Source organism: Desulfuribacillus stibiiarsenatis (genome assembly GCF_001742305.1).
Classification (GTDB): domain Bacteria; phylum Bacillota; class Bacilli; order Desulfuribacillales; family Desulfuribacillaceae; genus Desulfuribacillus_A; species Desulfuribacillus_A stibiiarsenatis.
Window position 1 is genome coordinate 200289 of sequence record NZ_MJAT01000001.1, and the last position, 15750, is coordinate 216038.

Annotated in this window: 17 protein-coding genes; 14 read left to right on the plus strand and 3 right to left on the minus strand. The window is 38.0% G+C overall.

From position 1 onward, the window contains the following. Window positions 1–69 precede the first annotated feature (69 nt). Genes BHU72_RS00840 through BHU72_RS16300 form a run of 3 tightly spaced genes read right to left on the minus strand, consistent with a single transcriptional unit; the run spans window position 70 to window position 1311 of the window. Window positions 70–528 carry a hypothetical protein gene (locus tag BHU72_RS00840; RefSeq protein WP_069700722.1) on the minus strand — a complete coding sequence of 153 codons (459 nt, stop codon included), beginning with the start codon at window positions 526–528 and terminating at the stop codon, window positions 70–72. A 2-nt stretch (window positions 529–530) separates the two neighbouring features. Continuing rightward, window positions 531–896, minus strand: a complete 366-nt coding sequence (locus tag BHU72_RS16295) for a hypothetical protein (protein WP_301553457.1) — start codon at window positions 894–896, stop codon at window positions 531–533. A gap of 4 nt (window positions 897–900) precedes the next feature. Further along, window positions 901–1311, minus strand: coding sequence for a hypothetical protein (locus tag BHU72_RS16300; protein WP_069700724.1), 411 nt, complete (start codon window positions 1309–1311; stop codon window positions 901–903). A gap of 344 nt (window positions 1312–1655) precedes the next feature. On the opposite strand from BHU72_RS16300, the gene BHU72_RS15980 reads away from it, so the two are divergent. From BHU72_RS15980 to BHU72_RS00915, 14 genes are all read left to right on the plus strand, one after another. Further along, a complete protein-coding gene (locus BHU72_RS15980; RefSeq protein ID WP_069700725.1) occupies window positions 1656–1982 on the plus strand; it encodes a hypothetical protein in 327 nt (108 codons plus the stop codon). A gap of 201 nt (window positions 1983–2183) precedes the next feature. Continuing rightward, window positions 2184–2723: a methylated-DNA--[protein]-cysteine S-methyltransferase gene (locus tag BHU72_RS00860; RefSeq protein ID WP_069700726.1), complete on the plus strand. Its 540-nt coding sequence runs from the start codon at window positions 2184–2186 to the stop codon at window positions 2721–2723. 4 nt (window positions 2724–2727) lie between these two features. Continuing rightward, window positions 2728–3627 carry a PstS family phosphate ABC transporter substrate-binding protein gene (locus BHU72_RS00865; protein ID WP_069700727.1) on the plus strand — a complete coding sequence of 300 codons (900 nt, stop codon included), beginning with the start codon at window positions 2728–2730 and terminating at the stop codon, window positions 3625–3627. After that, window positions 3611–5107 (plus strand): hypothetical protein, encoded by a 1497-nt coding sequence (locus BHU72_RS00870; RefSeq protein WP_069700728.1) that lies wholly within the window; start codon window positions 3611–3613, stop codon window positions 5105–5107. The genes BHU72_RS00865 and BHU72_RS00870 overlap by 17 nt, the downstream gene beginning before the upstream one ends. A gap of 78 nt (window positions 5108–5185) precedes the next feature. Then, window positions 5186–5812 carry a copper amine oxidase N-terminal domain-containing protein gene (locus BHU72_RS00875; RefSeq protein ID WP_069700729.1) on the plus strand — a complete coding sequence of 209 codons (627 nt, stop codon included), beginning with the start codon at window positions 5186–5188 and terminating at the stop codon, window positions 5810–5812. A gap of 217 nt (window positions 5813–6029) precedes the next feature. Continuing rightward, window positions 6030–6296 carry an autorepressor SdpR family transcription factor gene (locus tag BHU72_RS00880; RefSeq protein ID WP_069700730.1) on the plus strand — a complete coding sequence of 89 codons (267 nt, stop codon included), beginning with the start codon at window positions 6030–6032 and terminating at the stop codon, window positions 6294–6296. Further along, complete coding sequence (locus BHU72_RS00885; protein WP_083248164.1) at window positions 6296–6934, plus strand: SdpI family protein; 639 nt, start codon at window positions 6296–6298, stop codon at window positions 6932–6934. The genes BHU72_RS00880 and BHU72_RS00885 overlap by 1 nt, the downstream gene beginning before the upstream one ends. Before the next feature lie 56 nt (window positions 6935–6990). Continuing rightward, window positions 6991–7890, plus strand: coding sequence for a CPBP family intramembrane glutamic endopeptidase (locus BHU72_RS00890; RefSeq protein ID WP_083248165.1), 900 nt, complete (start codon window positions 6991–6993; stop codon window positions 7888–7890). Between the two features lie 101 nt (window positions 7891–7991). Next, complete coding sequence (locus BHU72_RS15685; protein ID WP_176720359.1) at window positions 7992–8165, plus strand: hypothetical protein; 174 nt, start codon at window positions 7992–7994, stop codon at window positions 8163–8165. Between the two features lie 774 nt (window positions 8166–8939). Then, a complete protein-coding gene (locus tag BHU72_RS00895; RefSeq protein ID WP_069700731.1) occupies window positions 8940–10298 on the plus strand; it encodes a DNA recombination protein RmuC in 1359 nt (452 codons plus the stop codon). A gap of 79 nt (window positions 10299–10377) precedes the next feature. Then, entirely contained in the window at window positions 10378–11769 is a 1392-nt protein-coding gene (locus BHU72_RS00900) for a GGDEF domain-containing protein (RefSeq protein ID WP_069700732.1), read from the plus strand. 83 nt (window positions 11770–11852) lie between these two features. After that, window positions 11853–12353: a hypothetical protein gene (locus BHU72_RS00905; protein WP_069700733.1), complete on the plus strand. Its 501-nt coding sequence runs from the start codon at window positions 11853–11855 to the stop codon at window positions 12351–12353. A 154-nt stretch (window positions 12354–12507) separates the two neighbouring features. Further along, complete coding sequence (locus BHU72_RS00910; RefSeq protein WP_069700734.1) at window positions 12508–13731, plus strand: DUF438 domain-containing protein; 1224 nt, start codon at window positions 12508–12510, stop codon at window positions 13729–13731. Between the two features lie 287 nt (window positions 13732–14018). Beyond that, window positions 14019–15713 (plus strand): methyl-accepting chemotaxis protein, encoded by a 1695-nt coding sequence (locus BHU72_RS00915; protein WP_069700735.1) that lies wholly within the window; start codon window positions 14019–14021, stop codon window positions 15711–15713. The last annotated feature ends 37 nt before the right edge of the window (window positions 15714–15750 follow it).

Sequence of the window (15750 nt, forward strand, 5' to 3'; positions counted from 1 at the left end):
AGTTAAGCTCTATAGAATCCAAAACAAAACGTGCTACCCTGGCAAACAGGCATAGCACGTTTTTAATGCTCAATCCAATTTGGCGACCCCCAGGGCCAGATGTTCCCAGAGGAGTGCCTCCGTTTTCTCTATAAGTGCTTCCGAACACTTAACAACTAATATTACTTCTGCTTTTTTTCCCTTTATTACCCTTGTTCTTCTGTGAATCACTTTATATATGACATAATCAATAGCGAATCCTATAATAAATCCAGTAACAGCTCCAATCATTCCCCAAAAGATAGGACCCCATTCCAGCACAAAACCTACACTTGCTCCAATCACGGAAAATGCGGTTCCAATCGCTGCACCCTTGTCAAACAAGCTAATCCCGTCAGCTCTGTGGAGCGTATCAAATAAACGTCTTTCTTCTACTCGATTATCCAAAGAAACACAAAGAATATTTTCTCTTTTTACTCCCGCTTCTTCCAATGCAGAAATTGCTAGCTCTATATAACTTGAATGCTCAAAGATAGAAAAGACCTGCATTACTACACCTCATTTGACAAGTCTGGAAATTTCACACGATACTGTTGGTAAAGTTTTTTGAAGAATTTTTTCTGTTCACTTTCAAAGAGTTTGTTATTTTCCACAGTATTCACATAAGAGTCATAAATGGCAAACCCGATGTGAGATGGTATGAATAGAAACCACTGGGGATTTAGTGCCTGTGTCGCTTCTTGAATATTTCCAAGGAAGATCAGATGAACAGCAACTAGGAAATTGGAAAAATATATAAAGACAATCATAAAAACCATCGTGAATACAGCTGTAAGAACTCGATGTATGTATAGTTGTCCCAATCCTGGAGTGAACAGTGACCACAAAACAGCCATTGCTGGTCTTCTTTTATCCAAATAGTTAAGGACCAATGGTATAGGAATTAAAATCAGCATTTTCCCGTTCTGCCAATAGGAATACTTTGTTCATATCAACGGAGGTGCGATAGCTGTCCCATATTCCAAATACATAAACAGGGAGATAGAGAAGCATCCATTTTGGATCCAAAACTTCCTTCGCCATTTCCGGTCTGCCTGTAAAAGTATACATAATGCCCAAATTGATGTTTGCCATATTATTTACAAGGATTTCCCAAAGAAATAGTGCATAGCCCCTTAAATATTTTGACAAGAGAAGATGTCCAAACCCAGGAAAAGCAGCTGACCACCAGGCTATGATATATGGATTTCGTAAATGCAGCTGTGTTGTGCCAACAACACTGACATGGGCTTTAAACCTACGTTCATTGTTGGTTGATTTAAAATTATTCATAAGGAAGCCCCTCAATCTATGTTGCATTTAGGTCTTGTTATGTAAGGAATATTTCTATGTAAGTAAAGCAATGGTAGTAATATGTATTATGTTCCGAGATATGGTAAATATGCAATAACTCGCACAACAAAACCATCGGCCGTTGGTGCATTACACGTTGACTATGAGAGTTCTTGCAGAGATGCAAGGGCTTTTAGTAGTCGCTTACAAAGTTGTAAATAGTATCTTTTTATAATCGGAATTACTATTTTGAAAAAAATATCTCCTAACTATCCAAAGTTAGTTCATTCTTAAAACATGTCCAGATTATAGTTCACGAATATACCCATTCAGTATCAAATTCTTTGCATAACAGTATTGGTAGATCGGCCGAATGGCTTTCTGAAGGGGTCTCTGTTTATGAGGCGAATCAATTTAGAAACCCAAAAGATTTTAACTATATTAGGGAAAATCAGTTTTCTACTCTAAGTGAATTGAGTGATACTAATAATACAAAAGAGTATGATCTAGGGTATGTGGTCGTTGAATTTATCCAAGTAACATGGGGAATTGATGCATTAAATAATCTAATTAAAAGTGGCGGTAATGTATCTGCCACTTTAAAAATCTCTACGCAAGAATTCGAAAAAGAATGGAATCAATATATTAGAGAAAAATATTTGAAAAGTTAAATTCTTAAAAGTGATTCCCCAAGCCCTTACAAATCTGAAAGGGCTTTTGTTTTGGAATTATAAGGACTATTAAGGGCTTTGGAAGCTAGGTTTCTTTATATAGGGTTTACTATGATTGCCTATTTCTATAAGATAGGTATAGACGATATCCCGTAGGTTTGAGGGCCCGTAATAATTACAAACGTTATAAGAGGTGGAACGATGGAAAAGCTATACATATATAAGTATGATTCACCGATTGGTACACTTACGGTCGCTAGTGATGGACACGGTATTACTGGTCTATGGACTAAAAACGAGCCATTTATAGAAAACGACGATACAATCCAAGAAGTTACCGCAAAAGAACTAGCGATTTTCGAGCAGACAAGACGTTGGTTGGACGCGTATTTCGCCGGGAAAGATCCTGGTTTCATACCTCCAGTGAAAACAGAGGGAACTGAGTTTCGGGAATCTATATGGAAAATCCTTTGCGAGATTCCACATGGACAGGTTATAACCTATGGTGATATCGCTAAGAGAATAGCGCTACAAACGGGGAAAGCAAAAATGTCGTCCCAGGCGGTTGGTGGAGCAGTCGGCAGCAACCCTATTTCTATCATCATTCCTTGTCATCGAGTTGTTGGTAGAAAGGGAGCCCTGACAGGCTATGCTGGTGGGATTGATGTGAAAGCCCGTTTATTAGAAATTGAAGGTCATGATATGTGCAAATTTAATAATCAGCATCAGAAAGAAGGTTAGAAATATGAGAAGAAAAACTATTATTTTAGGGATGATTTTAATAGTAACACTAGCTGTGCTTATTACAGGTTGTTTTGCGAAAGATACCAAAGAGACAATTGCTACGCCAAAGTTCACACTAGAAAACTATCCGAAAGTAGACGGATCTACAGTTACAATACCTTTATCGGAAGCTGTTGCAGCGAAATTGACTGGCAGTACATTGGAGCAAGTTCGCCCATACATATTACACAATAAGACCCATGAAGCATATGTCAATTTAATCGAAAAGAAAGCAGATATTATTTTTGTTACAAGTCCTTCGGAAGACGAATTAGCTTTAGCGAAAGAGAAGGGAATTGAGTTAGAAGTGATTCCAATTGTCAGCGAAGCCTTTGTCTTTTTAACGCACCGAGATAATCCAGTAAAAGGTTTAACGCTAGAACAGGTGCAAGGCATTTACGCAGGAAAGATAACCAACTGGTCACAAGTTGGGGGGAGCGATTCTCCCATTATTGCGTACCAACGCCCTGTGAATTCTGGTAGTCAAACAGGATTTCTTGATCTTGTAATGAAGGATATCACACCTATGGAGCCGCCAAAAGAACAAGTGATAGCTGGCATGGGAGAGCTTATTGATACCGTAGCAGCCTATGATAATAAAGCGAATGCATTAGGCTATTCCTATTATTATTTTGTCATGGATATGTGGGGAAATGAGAGTGTCAAATTACTAGAAATAGACGGAGTCTATCCAGATTCAGAGTCAATCAGGACCGGTGCATATCCTGTGACAACAGCCTATTACGCTGTGATTCGAAGCGATGAAGCACAGGACAGTTCCGTAAGAAAAATGCTTGCATGGATTCTTTCTGAGGCTGGTCAAAATGTGGTAGAGGAGGCAGGGTATGTTAAGATTCAGTAAGCTTGTTGTTGTTCTAATTTCAACAGGAATGCTTTTAACAGCCTGCATATCGCCAAAGTCCACACCGCCGAACGCACAGCCAGTTTCTCAGTCTTCAGTAAACCCAGCATCTCAACCAAACAATATCGTTTCTCCTGTAGCTACCTCTTATGTGGTGGATAACTTGATCGAGATTGAGACAATTAATGAGACAACCGAGGAGAATCACCAAAGAAGTTATATTCAAATTCGTGGACTCAAGAATCAAGCCATAGAAAATAAAATTAATAAGCAGATTGAAGATTTGTACCGGCAAATGCTGGTATATGCTAGTGGGGAAAAAGTAGTTCCTTACCGAGGGGCGGCAGCGATTGCTACGCCAGATACGGAAGTTGATTATAGCTATTTATCAATATCTAGCGATTTTAATTCGAATCAAGTATTATCTGTTGTAGCGAGCCTATCGGGAGCTTATAAAAACCCTGAGGTGCATTTTGCAAATTTTTCTATGGTCGAGACATTGAACTTCAATCTTGTGACGGGGGATACCTTCGGACTCCAACAGGTTTTTGCCGATGATGTGAATGAATTAGAAATTGCAAACGAGGCAATCCTTGCGTACTTAAAACGCAGATCCCTTACGCCAGATTTTGATTTTGATTATTATGCCAATTTTGAATTAATTGCACCTTTCAGAGGAATAAAGCCAGATCAGAAGTTCTATTTAACGAATCATGGTGTGAATCTTGTAATTGACTATGATAATCCAGAATTTCATGTTGGATTGTCCCATGTAACTGTGACAATCCCGTATTACGAGTATGTAGCAATCACGGAACGTTTTATCGACCGCGAATATGGAACCGATTCGATTTATACACAAGATAGCTCGAGCGTACAAAGAAAGCGATTTCTCAATGATTTTCAGCATGAAGTGAAGCGCGAAAATCTATCCTATGAGAAAAATGGAGTACAGTGGTACGTAACAACTGGATATCCTCCGAATATATCAAATGAATTGGTAGAGTTTATTCATAAGTTAAAGGTACAGAAAGAAAATGAGGTAACAATTGAGAGTCATACTGAATCGCCAATGTATGCTGAATTGAATCTATATGCCTTTAGAATGGGGCCATATGTGAATATTTCTTATCATTTATATTATGCAATAGATGATAAACCATTGTGGCAAGAGAAAAACTATGTGTTCACCCATAATGGCCAACGCATCGAGCTTGAGGATTTATTTGTAGAAGGGTACGATTATCGAGGTGTTATGCAAAAGCATATGCTACAATCCATTAATAACTACGGCATGTCTATCAATATAGATACTGTTGACCTTGAGGATATTTCGTTTACCATCAATGATACACACGTATCGTTTGCAACGAGTGCTTACACCACTTATCAGAATGAAGTGGGTATGACGCCAATCCACTTTTCCGTTTCTTATGAAGAGTTTGGCTTTGAATTTTTGAAATTATTTTCTATGCAATAAATATACACATAATTTTTAGACGGATGCAGCTGACACCTGCTACACTAGTGGTAAATAACTAGTTGGAAGGTGTTGTGTATGAAGAAAAGTTTGTCAATATTATTTATTATTATTTCAATCTTGGCAGTAAATATTGTGTTCGCAGCAGAACCAGCACCAGCGAACGTAACCGTGCATGTAAACGGGAATAAAATTACTTTTGATCAAGAGCCAGTCATCGTAAGTGGTCGAACGCTAGTCCCGTTACGAGCAATCTTTGAATCATTAGGGGCTTCTCTCAATTGGAATGAACAAACGAAAACAATTACAGCTACTAAAGGAGCCGATAAGATTATATTAAAAGTTGGTAACCTCGTAGCAACAGTCAATAATAAGCAAACTCAACTGGAAGTTGAACCAATCGTTGTAAATGGTCGAACGCTCGTACCTGCGCGGTTTATTGCAGAATCATTTGGTATGGTGGTGGGCTGGGATGCATCAACACGGAAGATTAGTATCGATGCTAAGGCAGCACAATTGAATGCTGAAGGCTTGTTACAAGCAGGTTGCATAACTTGTCATGGAATAAACACTATTTATCAGCAACGTTCAAAAACGGAATGGCCTGAAATCATTAATCGTATGGTGGGTCGCAGTAGCTATCCTTGGAAACCAGAAGAGGTGAAAACGATCTCTGATTTCCTGATTAATACTTACGGAAAATAGGGATGACCAATTCGCAACTTGGTTGTAAATATCGATTGTGTTAATAAATTCTTAATATGAAACAAGGGTAAAAGCTATTGCGACGCAATAGCTTTTGTCATATACTGTAATTAGATAATTGTCTAATTATTTAAATGTTTAAAAACAAGGGGCACTATACGCTAAAGAAATCGCAATAAAGATTGTTGAAGAATGTTGATACTATGAGGTGAAAGGTATGAATGAAACGTTTAAAGCACTGTCGGACCCAACGAGACGAAGAATCCTTGAATTGCTCAGGGAAAGAAATATGACAGCAGGTGAAATTGCGGATAATTTTGATATGAGCAAGCCTTCCATCAGCCATCACTTAAGTATTTTGAAAAATGCAAATTTAGTTCTCGCTGACAAACAAGGACAGAACATTGAATATTCTTTAAATACCACAGCAGTTCAAGAAGTAACGAAATGGTTTTTTGATTTTCGAGACAGGGGGAAGGAATAATGAATATGAAAATTAACAAAGGGATTTGGTTCGTAATAGCTTTATCAATTGTAGGGACATTTGTGATATATCCTAGTTTGCCAGAGCAGATACCAGTGCACTGGAATGTAAAAGGTGAAATCGATCGATATTCTGATAAATGGTTTGCTATTGTGACCGCATCGTTTCCGATACTATTTGCAGCACTAATGATATTCTTGCCTAAGATTGATCCGCGAAGGGACTCGTATCAAAAGCATCAGAAAGCTTACGTTATTTTCATGAATGTTCTATTAGTTTTCTTTGTACTGCTTCATTGGGTTACCGTGGGAGTTTCATTAGGGTATGAAATAAATGTTGGGTTATTCATTGGATCTGCTGTCGGGGTTCTGTTCATTGTTATCGGGAATTATATGGGACAGATTCGACATAACTATTTTTTTGGAATCCGTACCCCGTGGACATTAGCCAATGAACAAGTGTGGTTTAAGACCCATAGAAGGGGTGGCTGGATTTTTATCATTGCAGGGATTCTTTTTATCATCAATGGATTCACTGGGAATGAAACGCTAATCATTGGATCGTTAATTTTCCTATTCACATCAATCGCATATATTACAGTCTATTCGTACCTTGAATTTCGTAAAATTGAGAAATAATCAAAGTCAACGACTTAAGCTTTTCAAACAGAATATTACTGTGAAGGAGAATCGTTTTGAAAAAATATAAGAAAGCTCTTGTGTTTACCGCACTCACATATGTAATAAGCTTTTTGTTCATTTACTCCTTTATATTAGGAGGGGGGCAATGGGGGACGTTATTCGCTACTGCTGTAGCAATAGTTTACATGGCAATTCCTATGATTGTCTCGATATTTTTACTAAAAATTGTTTATAAAGAGCCATTGAGGAAAAGCCTCGGCATTTCATTTCGCTGGAATCGTTGGTTTGTCGTCGCTTGGTTCCTGCCTATAATATTGGTATTTCTAACTTTAGGAGTCAGTATGCTAATACCTGGAATTGTCATTACCCCTGGTATGGAAGAGATGTTTGCCAAATATGAAGGTTTAATTCCTCCAGATCAATTAGAACTATTGAAGGAACAAATCGCTTCTTTACCAATACACGTATTCTGGTTTGGAATTTTGCAAGGACTAGTTGCCGGGATTACAGTGAATGCGGTAGCGGCATTTGGAGAGGAAGCTGGATGGCGTGGATTTCTCCAAAGAGAATTTGCAGATTTAGGTTTTTGGCAATCATCCTTGGTCATTGGCATCATTTGGGGATTTTGGCACGCACCATTGATACTACAGGGACATAATTATCCTGAACACCCCGTTGCAGGTGTATTTATGATGGTTGTCTTTACAGTCCTGTTATCGCCACTAATCAGTTATGTGCGATTAAAGGCACGCTCTGTCATTGCGGCTGCAATTATGCATGGTACTATAAATGGCACGGTTGCTTTAGCAGTCATTATGGTCAGCGGTGGTACTGATTTGCTCGTTGGTGTAACCGGATTAGCTGGTTTGGTTGCTCTGGGTTTTATGAATATAGTCTTATGGATTTACGATAGAAAATTTGCAAAAGAGCCAATTCAAGTAAAAGCATGTTAGTCATAATATATCCTTTGCTGCCTTTATATTACATCTAAATCATCATGATTATATACAAATCGTATATAATCATGTGATATAACGAGTCGGTTGACTCAGTCATGCTTGAGTGCAATGGTTCGGTACTCGTGAACGCATTAATCTTTGGTGGTTTCCATTTAGTTAAGAATTTCGATAGGGAAGCTTTTATTAATAAAATTGAAGAACTAGAATCAACAGTGTATACATCACGGTTGATAGACGCAGTCATTGCTGCGGATTTAGAGCGCAAGTGAATACGATGATAGAATCTGATGAAAATCTAGACTTTCAGGATTCGAACGGATGGACTTCTACACCACTTATGCTTGCAATTAAGCAAGGAAATAGAGACGTTGAATTATAAGAACCTATAAATAACGTTTTGCAGATTGTAGATATTGTGGCATAAATAGATAAACAGGCAGGTTGTAAAATAATACTGCTTGTCTGTGTTTATCTAGGTTAAAAATACTTGCATAAAAGTAAATTGCGTGGTATATTCTAAGTAGTAAGAAGAACATCACATTTTAAGAGGCTCAACCATTCTATTCGGTGTTATTTTAAGTAAAATAGCTACGTTTAGAACAAAATTTACAAGTTTACCTATTTATGTTAGTAAAGTTAGTGGTTTGTTAACTTTAGTAAGTGTTTAGTATTTAGGTTAGTTGATTAAATTTATTGGTTGAGTATCGAAAGAGCTTTGGTTAATTGTTTTGTAATACGATGCAGTTAGTTCTAGATTCAAGTTGGTGTTTTCTGAATTCGGTAAAAGCTTAGTAAGATTATCTGGATTTGAAAGTGGTTTACAGATTTATGAACCAAGCACCGATGGTTGAGCCTCTTAAGATGTGATCGGGAAAAGGTGTTAATTGTTGACGAAAGTTAACGATTAACACCTTTTGCTATGTCTACGAACTTTAGTTGTTGATGTACGGGGAAATTATAAAAAGCACTTCAATTTGTCCTTGCGAAGCTGTTTCATCGTGTATAATATAGATAGAATATAGAGTTAGAAAAGGAGAGTTTCAATGGATACAGTAGTAATTGTAGTTCTTGTGATATTAGTAGCCCTTAATACTGCAATCATAATAAAGCTTAGCAAGGACTCAGGACAGGCTAAAGCGATATCAGAATTAAAAGCACAATTAGATATCATTGGGAAGCAACAGGAACAGGCAGATCATAGAATTCGTCAGGAGTTCGCCAATAATCGGAATGAAAGTAGTACCAACCTTCGTCATATTCGCGAAGAGCTATCGAATCAATTGGGTAAATTGATAGATTCCAATGAACAAAAGCTAGAGAAAATGCGCGAAACAATTGAAGAGAAGCTAAAGCTATTGACGGAACAAATCAATCAAAATGCTTTTCAAAATAGAGAAGAATTGCAACGCTCTTTAGAAAAAATGCGCGAAACGATTGAAGGCAAGCTAAAAGCATTACAGGAAGACAACAGCCAAAAGCTTGAACAGATGCGTGCGACGGTAGATGAGAAATTACAATCGACCCTTGAGAAACGTCTAGGGGAATCGTTTAAGCAGGTAAGTGACCGTTTAGAACAGGTACATAAAGGGTTAGGGGAAATGCAATCCTTAGCAACTGGGGTAGGAGACCTTAAGAAAGTATTAACAAATGTTAAGAACCGTGGAATTCTTGGAGAAATTCAACTTGAGAACATTCTTGAGCAAATTCTAACGCCAGAGCAATATGAGAAGAATGCTGCGATGAAGAAGGGAAGTAGTGAACGCGTAGAGTTCGCCATTAAGCTACCAGGACCTGATGAAGATACCAATAATATTTGGCTTCCAATTGATTCGAAGTTTCCACTAGAAGATTACCAAAGGCTCGTGGATGCCTATGAACAGGCCAATCCATTGTTGATTGAAGAAGCGATGAAACAGCTGGAAACGACAATAAAGGGCTGTGCCAAGACTATTCGTGATAAATACATTGTTCCTCCAAGTACAACAGATTTCGCAATTATGTTCTTGCCAATAGAAGGTCTCTATGCGGAAGTATTAAGAAGAAATGGACTATTCGAGACGTTACAGCGAGATTTCAAAGTCATAGTCACAGGCCCGAACACATTAGCAGCCCTATTAAATAGCTTGCAAATGGGCTTTAGAACCCTTGCGATTCAAAAGCGTTCCAGTGAAGTATGGACGTTGTTGAGCGCAGTAAAGACGGAATTCGGTAACTTCGGTAAAATTCTTGATAAAACCCACAAGAAACTAATAGAAGCAAGTAATCAAATCGAGACGGCAAGCAGGAAAACGCGCACGATTGAGCGCAAACTTCGTCAGGTTGAGGAACTTCCAACATCAGAAGCAGCGGCACTATTAGGCAGTTCAGATGATTTAGAGGAGATTGAAGGGGATATTGCGTGAGAATAGGTTCTCGGGCAATTGTCATAGCACTTGAAGATTCATAACTGAGTATAATGTGAAAATGGAGGGGTGAGCGAAGGTGAATATCTCAAGAAAGCATATAGCTTTATTAGTGATGGTTACTACCATACCTATGATCTTAGGTTATATATTTACACAATATCCTGAAGTACACTGGAACGCTCCCGAATTCCATTATTATTATATTATTTTAAGTAGTATTGGGAGTCTTTTTGTAGGGATATTTGCATACAAAGAATACACAAAATCTCAGGATTTTAAGATATTTTTACTCAGTATAGGTTTTATAGGAATCACGATATTCTATAGCATGCACGGATTCGTTACTCCAGGAAAGTCAATCACCGATTTTGCGCAACACGCACACCATATTAATGCGTTTGTGTTCTTTGGTGACTTAAGTCGATATTGGATTGGTGTGTTTTTATTCTTTTTGGTAATGAGTACTAGAAATACGACGTATTCGTTCAACAAGTTAGCAATTTTTTTGATAGTTATACTGATACTGGTCAGTTTTTCTCTCGTAGCGGTACAATTTCCTGATATGATTCCAACAATCAAGGATGAAAACGGTCGCGATACTCACTATGCAGAGCTAATTAAGGTAGTTACCCTGGTACTTCTAGGTGTTGCTTGCACTCGGTTTTTAGATTCGTATCGTATATTAAATAACACACCAATTCTTACCCTTGTAATTGCTTGTATTCTGATTATGGAGACTGTTGTACTCTTTATGTTATCTACACCATGGAGTTTATTATGGTGGATGGCCCATAACTTGTACCTATTGAGTTTTGTCAGTGTTGGGTTTGGGTTATATATGAGCAATCATTGCTCCGAGAAAATTGAATATTTCAATATCCAAAGTCAAATAAATGACTATATTAATCAGTTGAATGAAAAGCAACAGGAATTACTAGATACGAATCAGAAACTGAATGAGTTGGCGAGGAAGGATCCACTTACTGGATTACCAAATCGTAATTATATCAATTATTACATGGGAGATATTTTGGCTCAGAAAAAGAAGGCGAATGCTCCAATTGCCATTTTATTTATCGATCTTGATGGATTCAAAAGCGTGAATGATCAACATGGTCATGATATTGGAGATAAACTTTTGAAGGCGGTAGCAGAGTTGTTGCAGACCTGCGTTCGCGCCAATGATATCGTTTCCCGACTCGGTGGCGATGAGTTTCTAGTGATTTTACAAGAAGTTTGTAATCGAAAAACGGTGGTAATTGTTACAGAACGAATCATGGAATCTCTTACACAGCCAATTCAAGTAGATAATAAGAACTGTACAATCGGGGCAAGTATCGGCATTAGTATGTATCCGCAAGACGGGGAGGAGTTTGAACAGCTCATCCGTAAAGCCGATGTTGCGATGTACTGGGTCAAGGAAAATGGGAAGAACGCCTATAGCTTTTATGGAGAAACAGTTAAATAGCGAAAAATGATTCTATGCATATTTAGCATCCTTTCTTTATACACTGGCTATAGAGAGGATTTGTTTTTTCTAGGAGGATTTCTATGAATCCAACGTTAGAGGACAGTGAATATGTAGTTGATTCAAAAACGTTTGCGATGAATCTTTTATTGTATTGGTTCAGAGTACAAGCTGTGATCACAAACCATAACTTACGCATTACTATGCCGACTTTATTATTATTAGTGGTTCCATACCGGAGAACACATCAGAAGATTTTAGTGAAAGATATTCAGAAAGTAGAGATGCAAGCAGTATTTATGGTTAAGCGATGTATGCTTGGAATCATCGTTGGATATTTTGCTTTCTTAATGAGTAGCTCTTCACTGATATTGTCCGTATTCTTGTGGTGTATGAGTTTTATATTAATCTTGAATTCCCGGCCTGTAGTAGTGGAAGTTTTGGGTGCAAAGCATGATATATTAAGGATTGAAGTCTGTTTTTATGAAAAGAGTCATATAAGGGATTTTTTGAAGAATATGAATCAAGAGGAAGACAATTTGATATCGTTTCATGAAAGCTTTAAAACAACACATGTTTTATAGCTTTTTTTTTAGATTTTTACTATGATGGAGATACTACATACATAAAGTACAGCATGAACTAACACACTAGTAAATGTGAGATAATTCACTGATAAGTTTTGGGAAATAGGGTATAAAGATAGTAGAAGGAAAAAAGTGTCTAGGGGGAAAACCAATGAGCGAACTAATTGATAACCATCAAGTAAGGAAAGAAAAATTAAAGAGCATCATTAAAAAGCTTCACCAAGGAGTATCTTTTGAGGAAGTAAAGAAAGAATTCCAACAGGAATTTGGTAGTGTTTCCACTGTTGAAATTGCTCAAATGGAGCAAGCGTTAATGGAAGAAGGCATGCCAGCAGAAGAAATTCGCAGATTGTGCGATGTTCATGCTGAGGTGTTCAAAGGTAGTATCGAAGACGTACATAAGCCGACGAAAAACTGGGACGCTGTTCCGGGCCACCCAATTCATACGTTTAAGTTAGAGAATAGAGAAATTGAGAAGGTCATACAAGCAGTAGAGTCGAAATTAGCAGAATATGAAAAGCAACCAACAAAGGATGCTGGATATCAATTATTAGAGCAGTTAAACTTACTTTGGGATATTGATAAGCATTATAGCCGTAAGGAAAATCTATTGTTCCCGTACATTGAACGTCATGGTGTCACAGGACCTGCAAAAGTTATGTGGGGCGCAGACGATGAGATTCGCGGTTTGATTAAAACGGCAATTAAAATGTTGAAACAGGATGACGAAGGAAACCGCACGGAAGTCATTGCTACCATCAAAGCAGCTATTGAGAAGATTGCAAGTATGATATTCAAGGAAGAAGATATTCTTTTCCAAACAGCCAGTAGATTTCTATCAGACGAAGAATGGTACAAAATTGCCGAAGAGAGCGATGAAATTGGTTATTGCTTAACTGCACCAGCAGCAAAATGGAAGCCTGCTTCTATCCAAGATACAGATGTGACGGCTGATGAGCAAGCTCCGAAAGGGTATATCAAGTTTGATACAGGAATTCTAACAGTTCAAGAAATTAGTGCGATTTTCAATCACTTACCGATTGATGTTACGTATATTGATAAAGATGATGTCGTAAAGTACTTTAGCCATGGACAAGAAAGAATTTTCATGAGAACAAAGGCGGTTATTGGACGTAACGTTTCTAACTGTCACCCACCGCACAGTGTTCATATCGTTGAGACATTAGTGAATGACTTCAAATCTGGTAAGAAAGATAGTGAAGACTTCTGGATTCCATTAGGAGAAATGTATGTCCTCATCCGTTATTTTGCAATCCGTGATGAAAAGGGCGAATACATGGGCGCATTGGAAGTTACACAGAATATTAAGCCATTACAAGCGATTACTGGACAGAAGAGATTATTAGCTGATTAAAGATAAATATAAAAATATAGGCAGCTAGGGAGTTTTTTTACATCCTTAGTTGTTTTTTATATGCCAAATTTTTTATATGCTAAGTTTTGTTTGAATGCTTAGTTTTTATATAATATTAAATTTCTATAAAATACACAAATCAGCAAAGGATAATTCGTACACTTGTGGAATATATAAGGAAGTCTATAAGTCTTGCTATACCTAATTTTTAAGTCTTCTTTAAGGTTCATAGACAATAATGGACATTGTAATTTGTATAAATGGCATTAGGGAGGCAATTATCACAGATGAAATTAAAGCTTAAGGTTGGTCAGAGAATTTTTATTGGATTCGGTGTATTATTATTGTTAATGGTAATTTCGGGGATTGTTACGTTCTATAACATGAACAAAATTGAGTCGCTGAATAATCAGATTCTAGACGTTAACTATCCGAGTGTAAAAGCAGCAGAGCGGGTCCTCTTTATTACGTTAAATAAAGGGATGGATTTAAGCGAGTTTTTAATGACTGGTGATGAAAAGTATCTGAAAAATTATCAAGATAGCAAACCAAATCTATTGGCGGCCTTAGACGAAGTAGAACGCTTAGCAATTGATGATTCCGAACGGGAGAATGTCGCAGCTTTACGGAAATTAATTGAGCAGTACGATCAAAAGGCTGAACAAGCGATTGATTTAAAACGCAAAGGCTTGGGAGTCATTGCATCTGATGTTATGGTGCAACAAGTAATGCCTGTGTATAGGAAGATTAAAGTAGACGTCGATGTGGCGATAGCAGCGAAGCAAGCGGATACGAAAGTCTATGAACAAGAAATATTGGATAGCATTAGTATCGCAGAAAATGTTTCCACAATACTTACCATTACGAGTTTGATATTTGCTGGGCTGATTTCATGGCTTGTTGGTATTAGTATTACAAGACCGATTGCAAAGCTTTCAGAAGTGGCGAAACTAGTGGCAAATGGAGACCTACGAAATACAGTAGATAGTCAAAATGAAGACGAGATTGGACAGCTATCGAAGACGTTTAACACGATGGTCGTAGACTTACGCTCGGTAGTGGGGAAGGTCATGGAAACTTCGGAGAAGTTATCTGCTACTAGCCAGGATTTGGCGGCATCGACAGAAGAGACGGCTGCTTCCACGGAAGAAGTTGCTAAGGTTGTTACGCAGCTTGCAGACGGTGCAAGTGACCAAGCGAAACACGTAGATGATACAGTATCGGTGATTAATCAATTGTCTGTAGGGGCCAAGCAAGTGGCTTCGAATGCGTCTAGTGTCAATCTTTCTGCACAGAATGCGAACGAAGCAGCAAAGCAGGGCGAGAGAAGCTCTAAGCTTGCAATGAAGAAAATGGAGCAGTTACAGGATAGTATTCGAAATATTGCCAATACAATTAGTGAATTAGGGGATAGTTCTAAGCAAGTAGGACAAATCATAGATGCAATTAAAGCTATCGCGAGTCAAACCAATTTATTAGCTCTAAATGCTGCTATCGAAGCAGCGAGAGCTGGTGAGCAAGGTAGAGGATTTGCTGTTGTAGCGGACGAAGTTAGAAAGCTGGCAGAAGAATCTAGTAATTCGGCAGACACAATTAACAATCTTATCATTGCGATTCAGAATGGAACGGATAGAGCTGTGCATGCCATGGGAAAAGGTACGCAAGAAGTAAGTGAAGGTGTGTCTACAGTGAAACAAGCAACAGACGCATTTGAACTGATTGTGCGTGAGATTGACTTAGTTGCACAGCAGATTGATCAAGTAACCACCGCAAGTCTTCAAATGGCATCAGGTAGTGAACAGGTGGTGCAAGTGATGGAGACGATTTCTAATGTTGCGACAGAAACGGCGGCAAGCGCAGAAGAGATTGCTGCGTCCACTGATGAACAGAACTCTGCCATTGAAGCGGTTGCCGAACGTGCTACTGATTTAGCGCATTTGGCCGAATCCTTACAGCAGGCTGTAGCAAGATTTAAGGTGTAATATCTATCGGATAACAAATTATATAGCGTTAAAATAT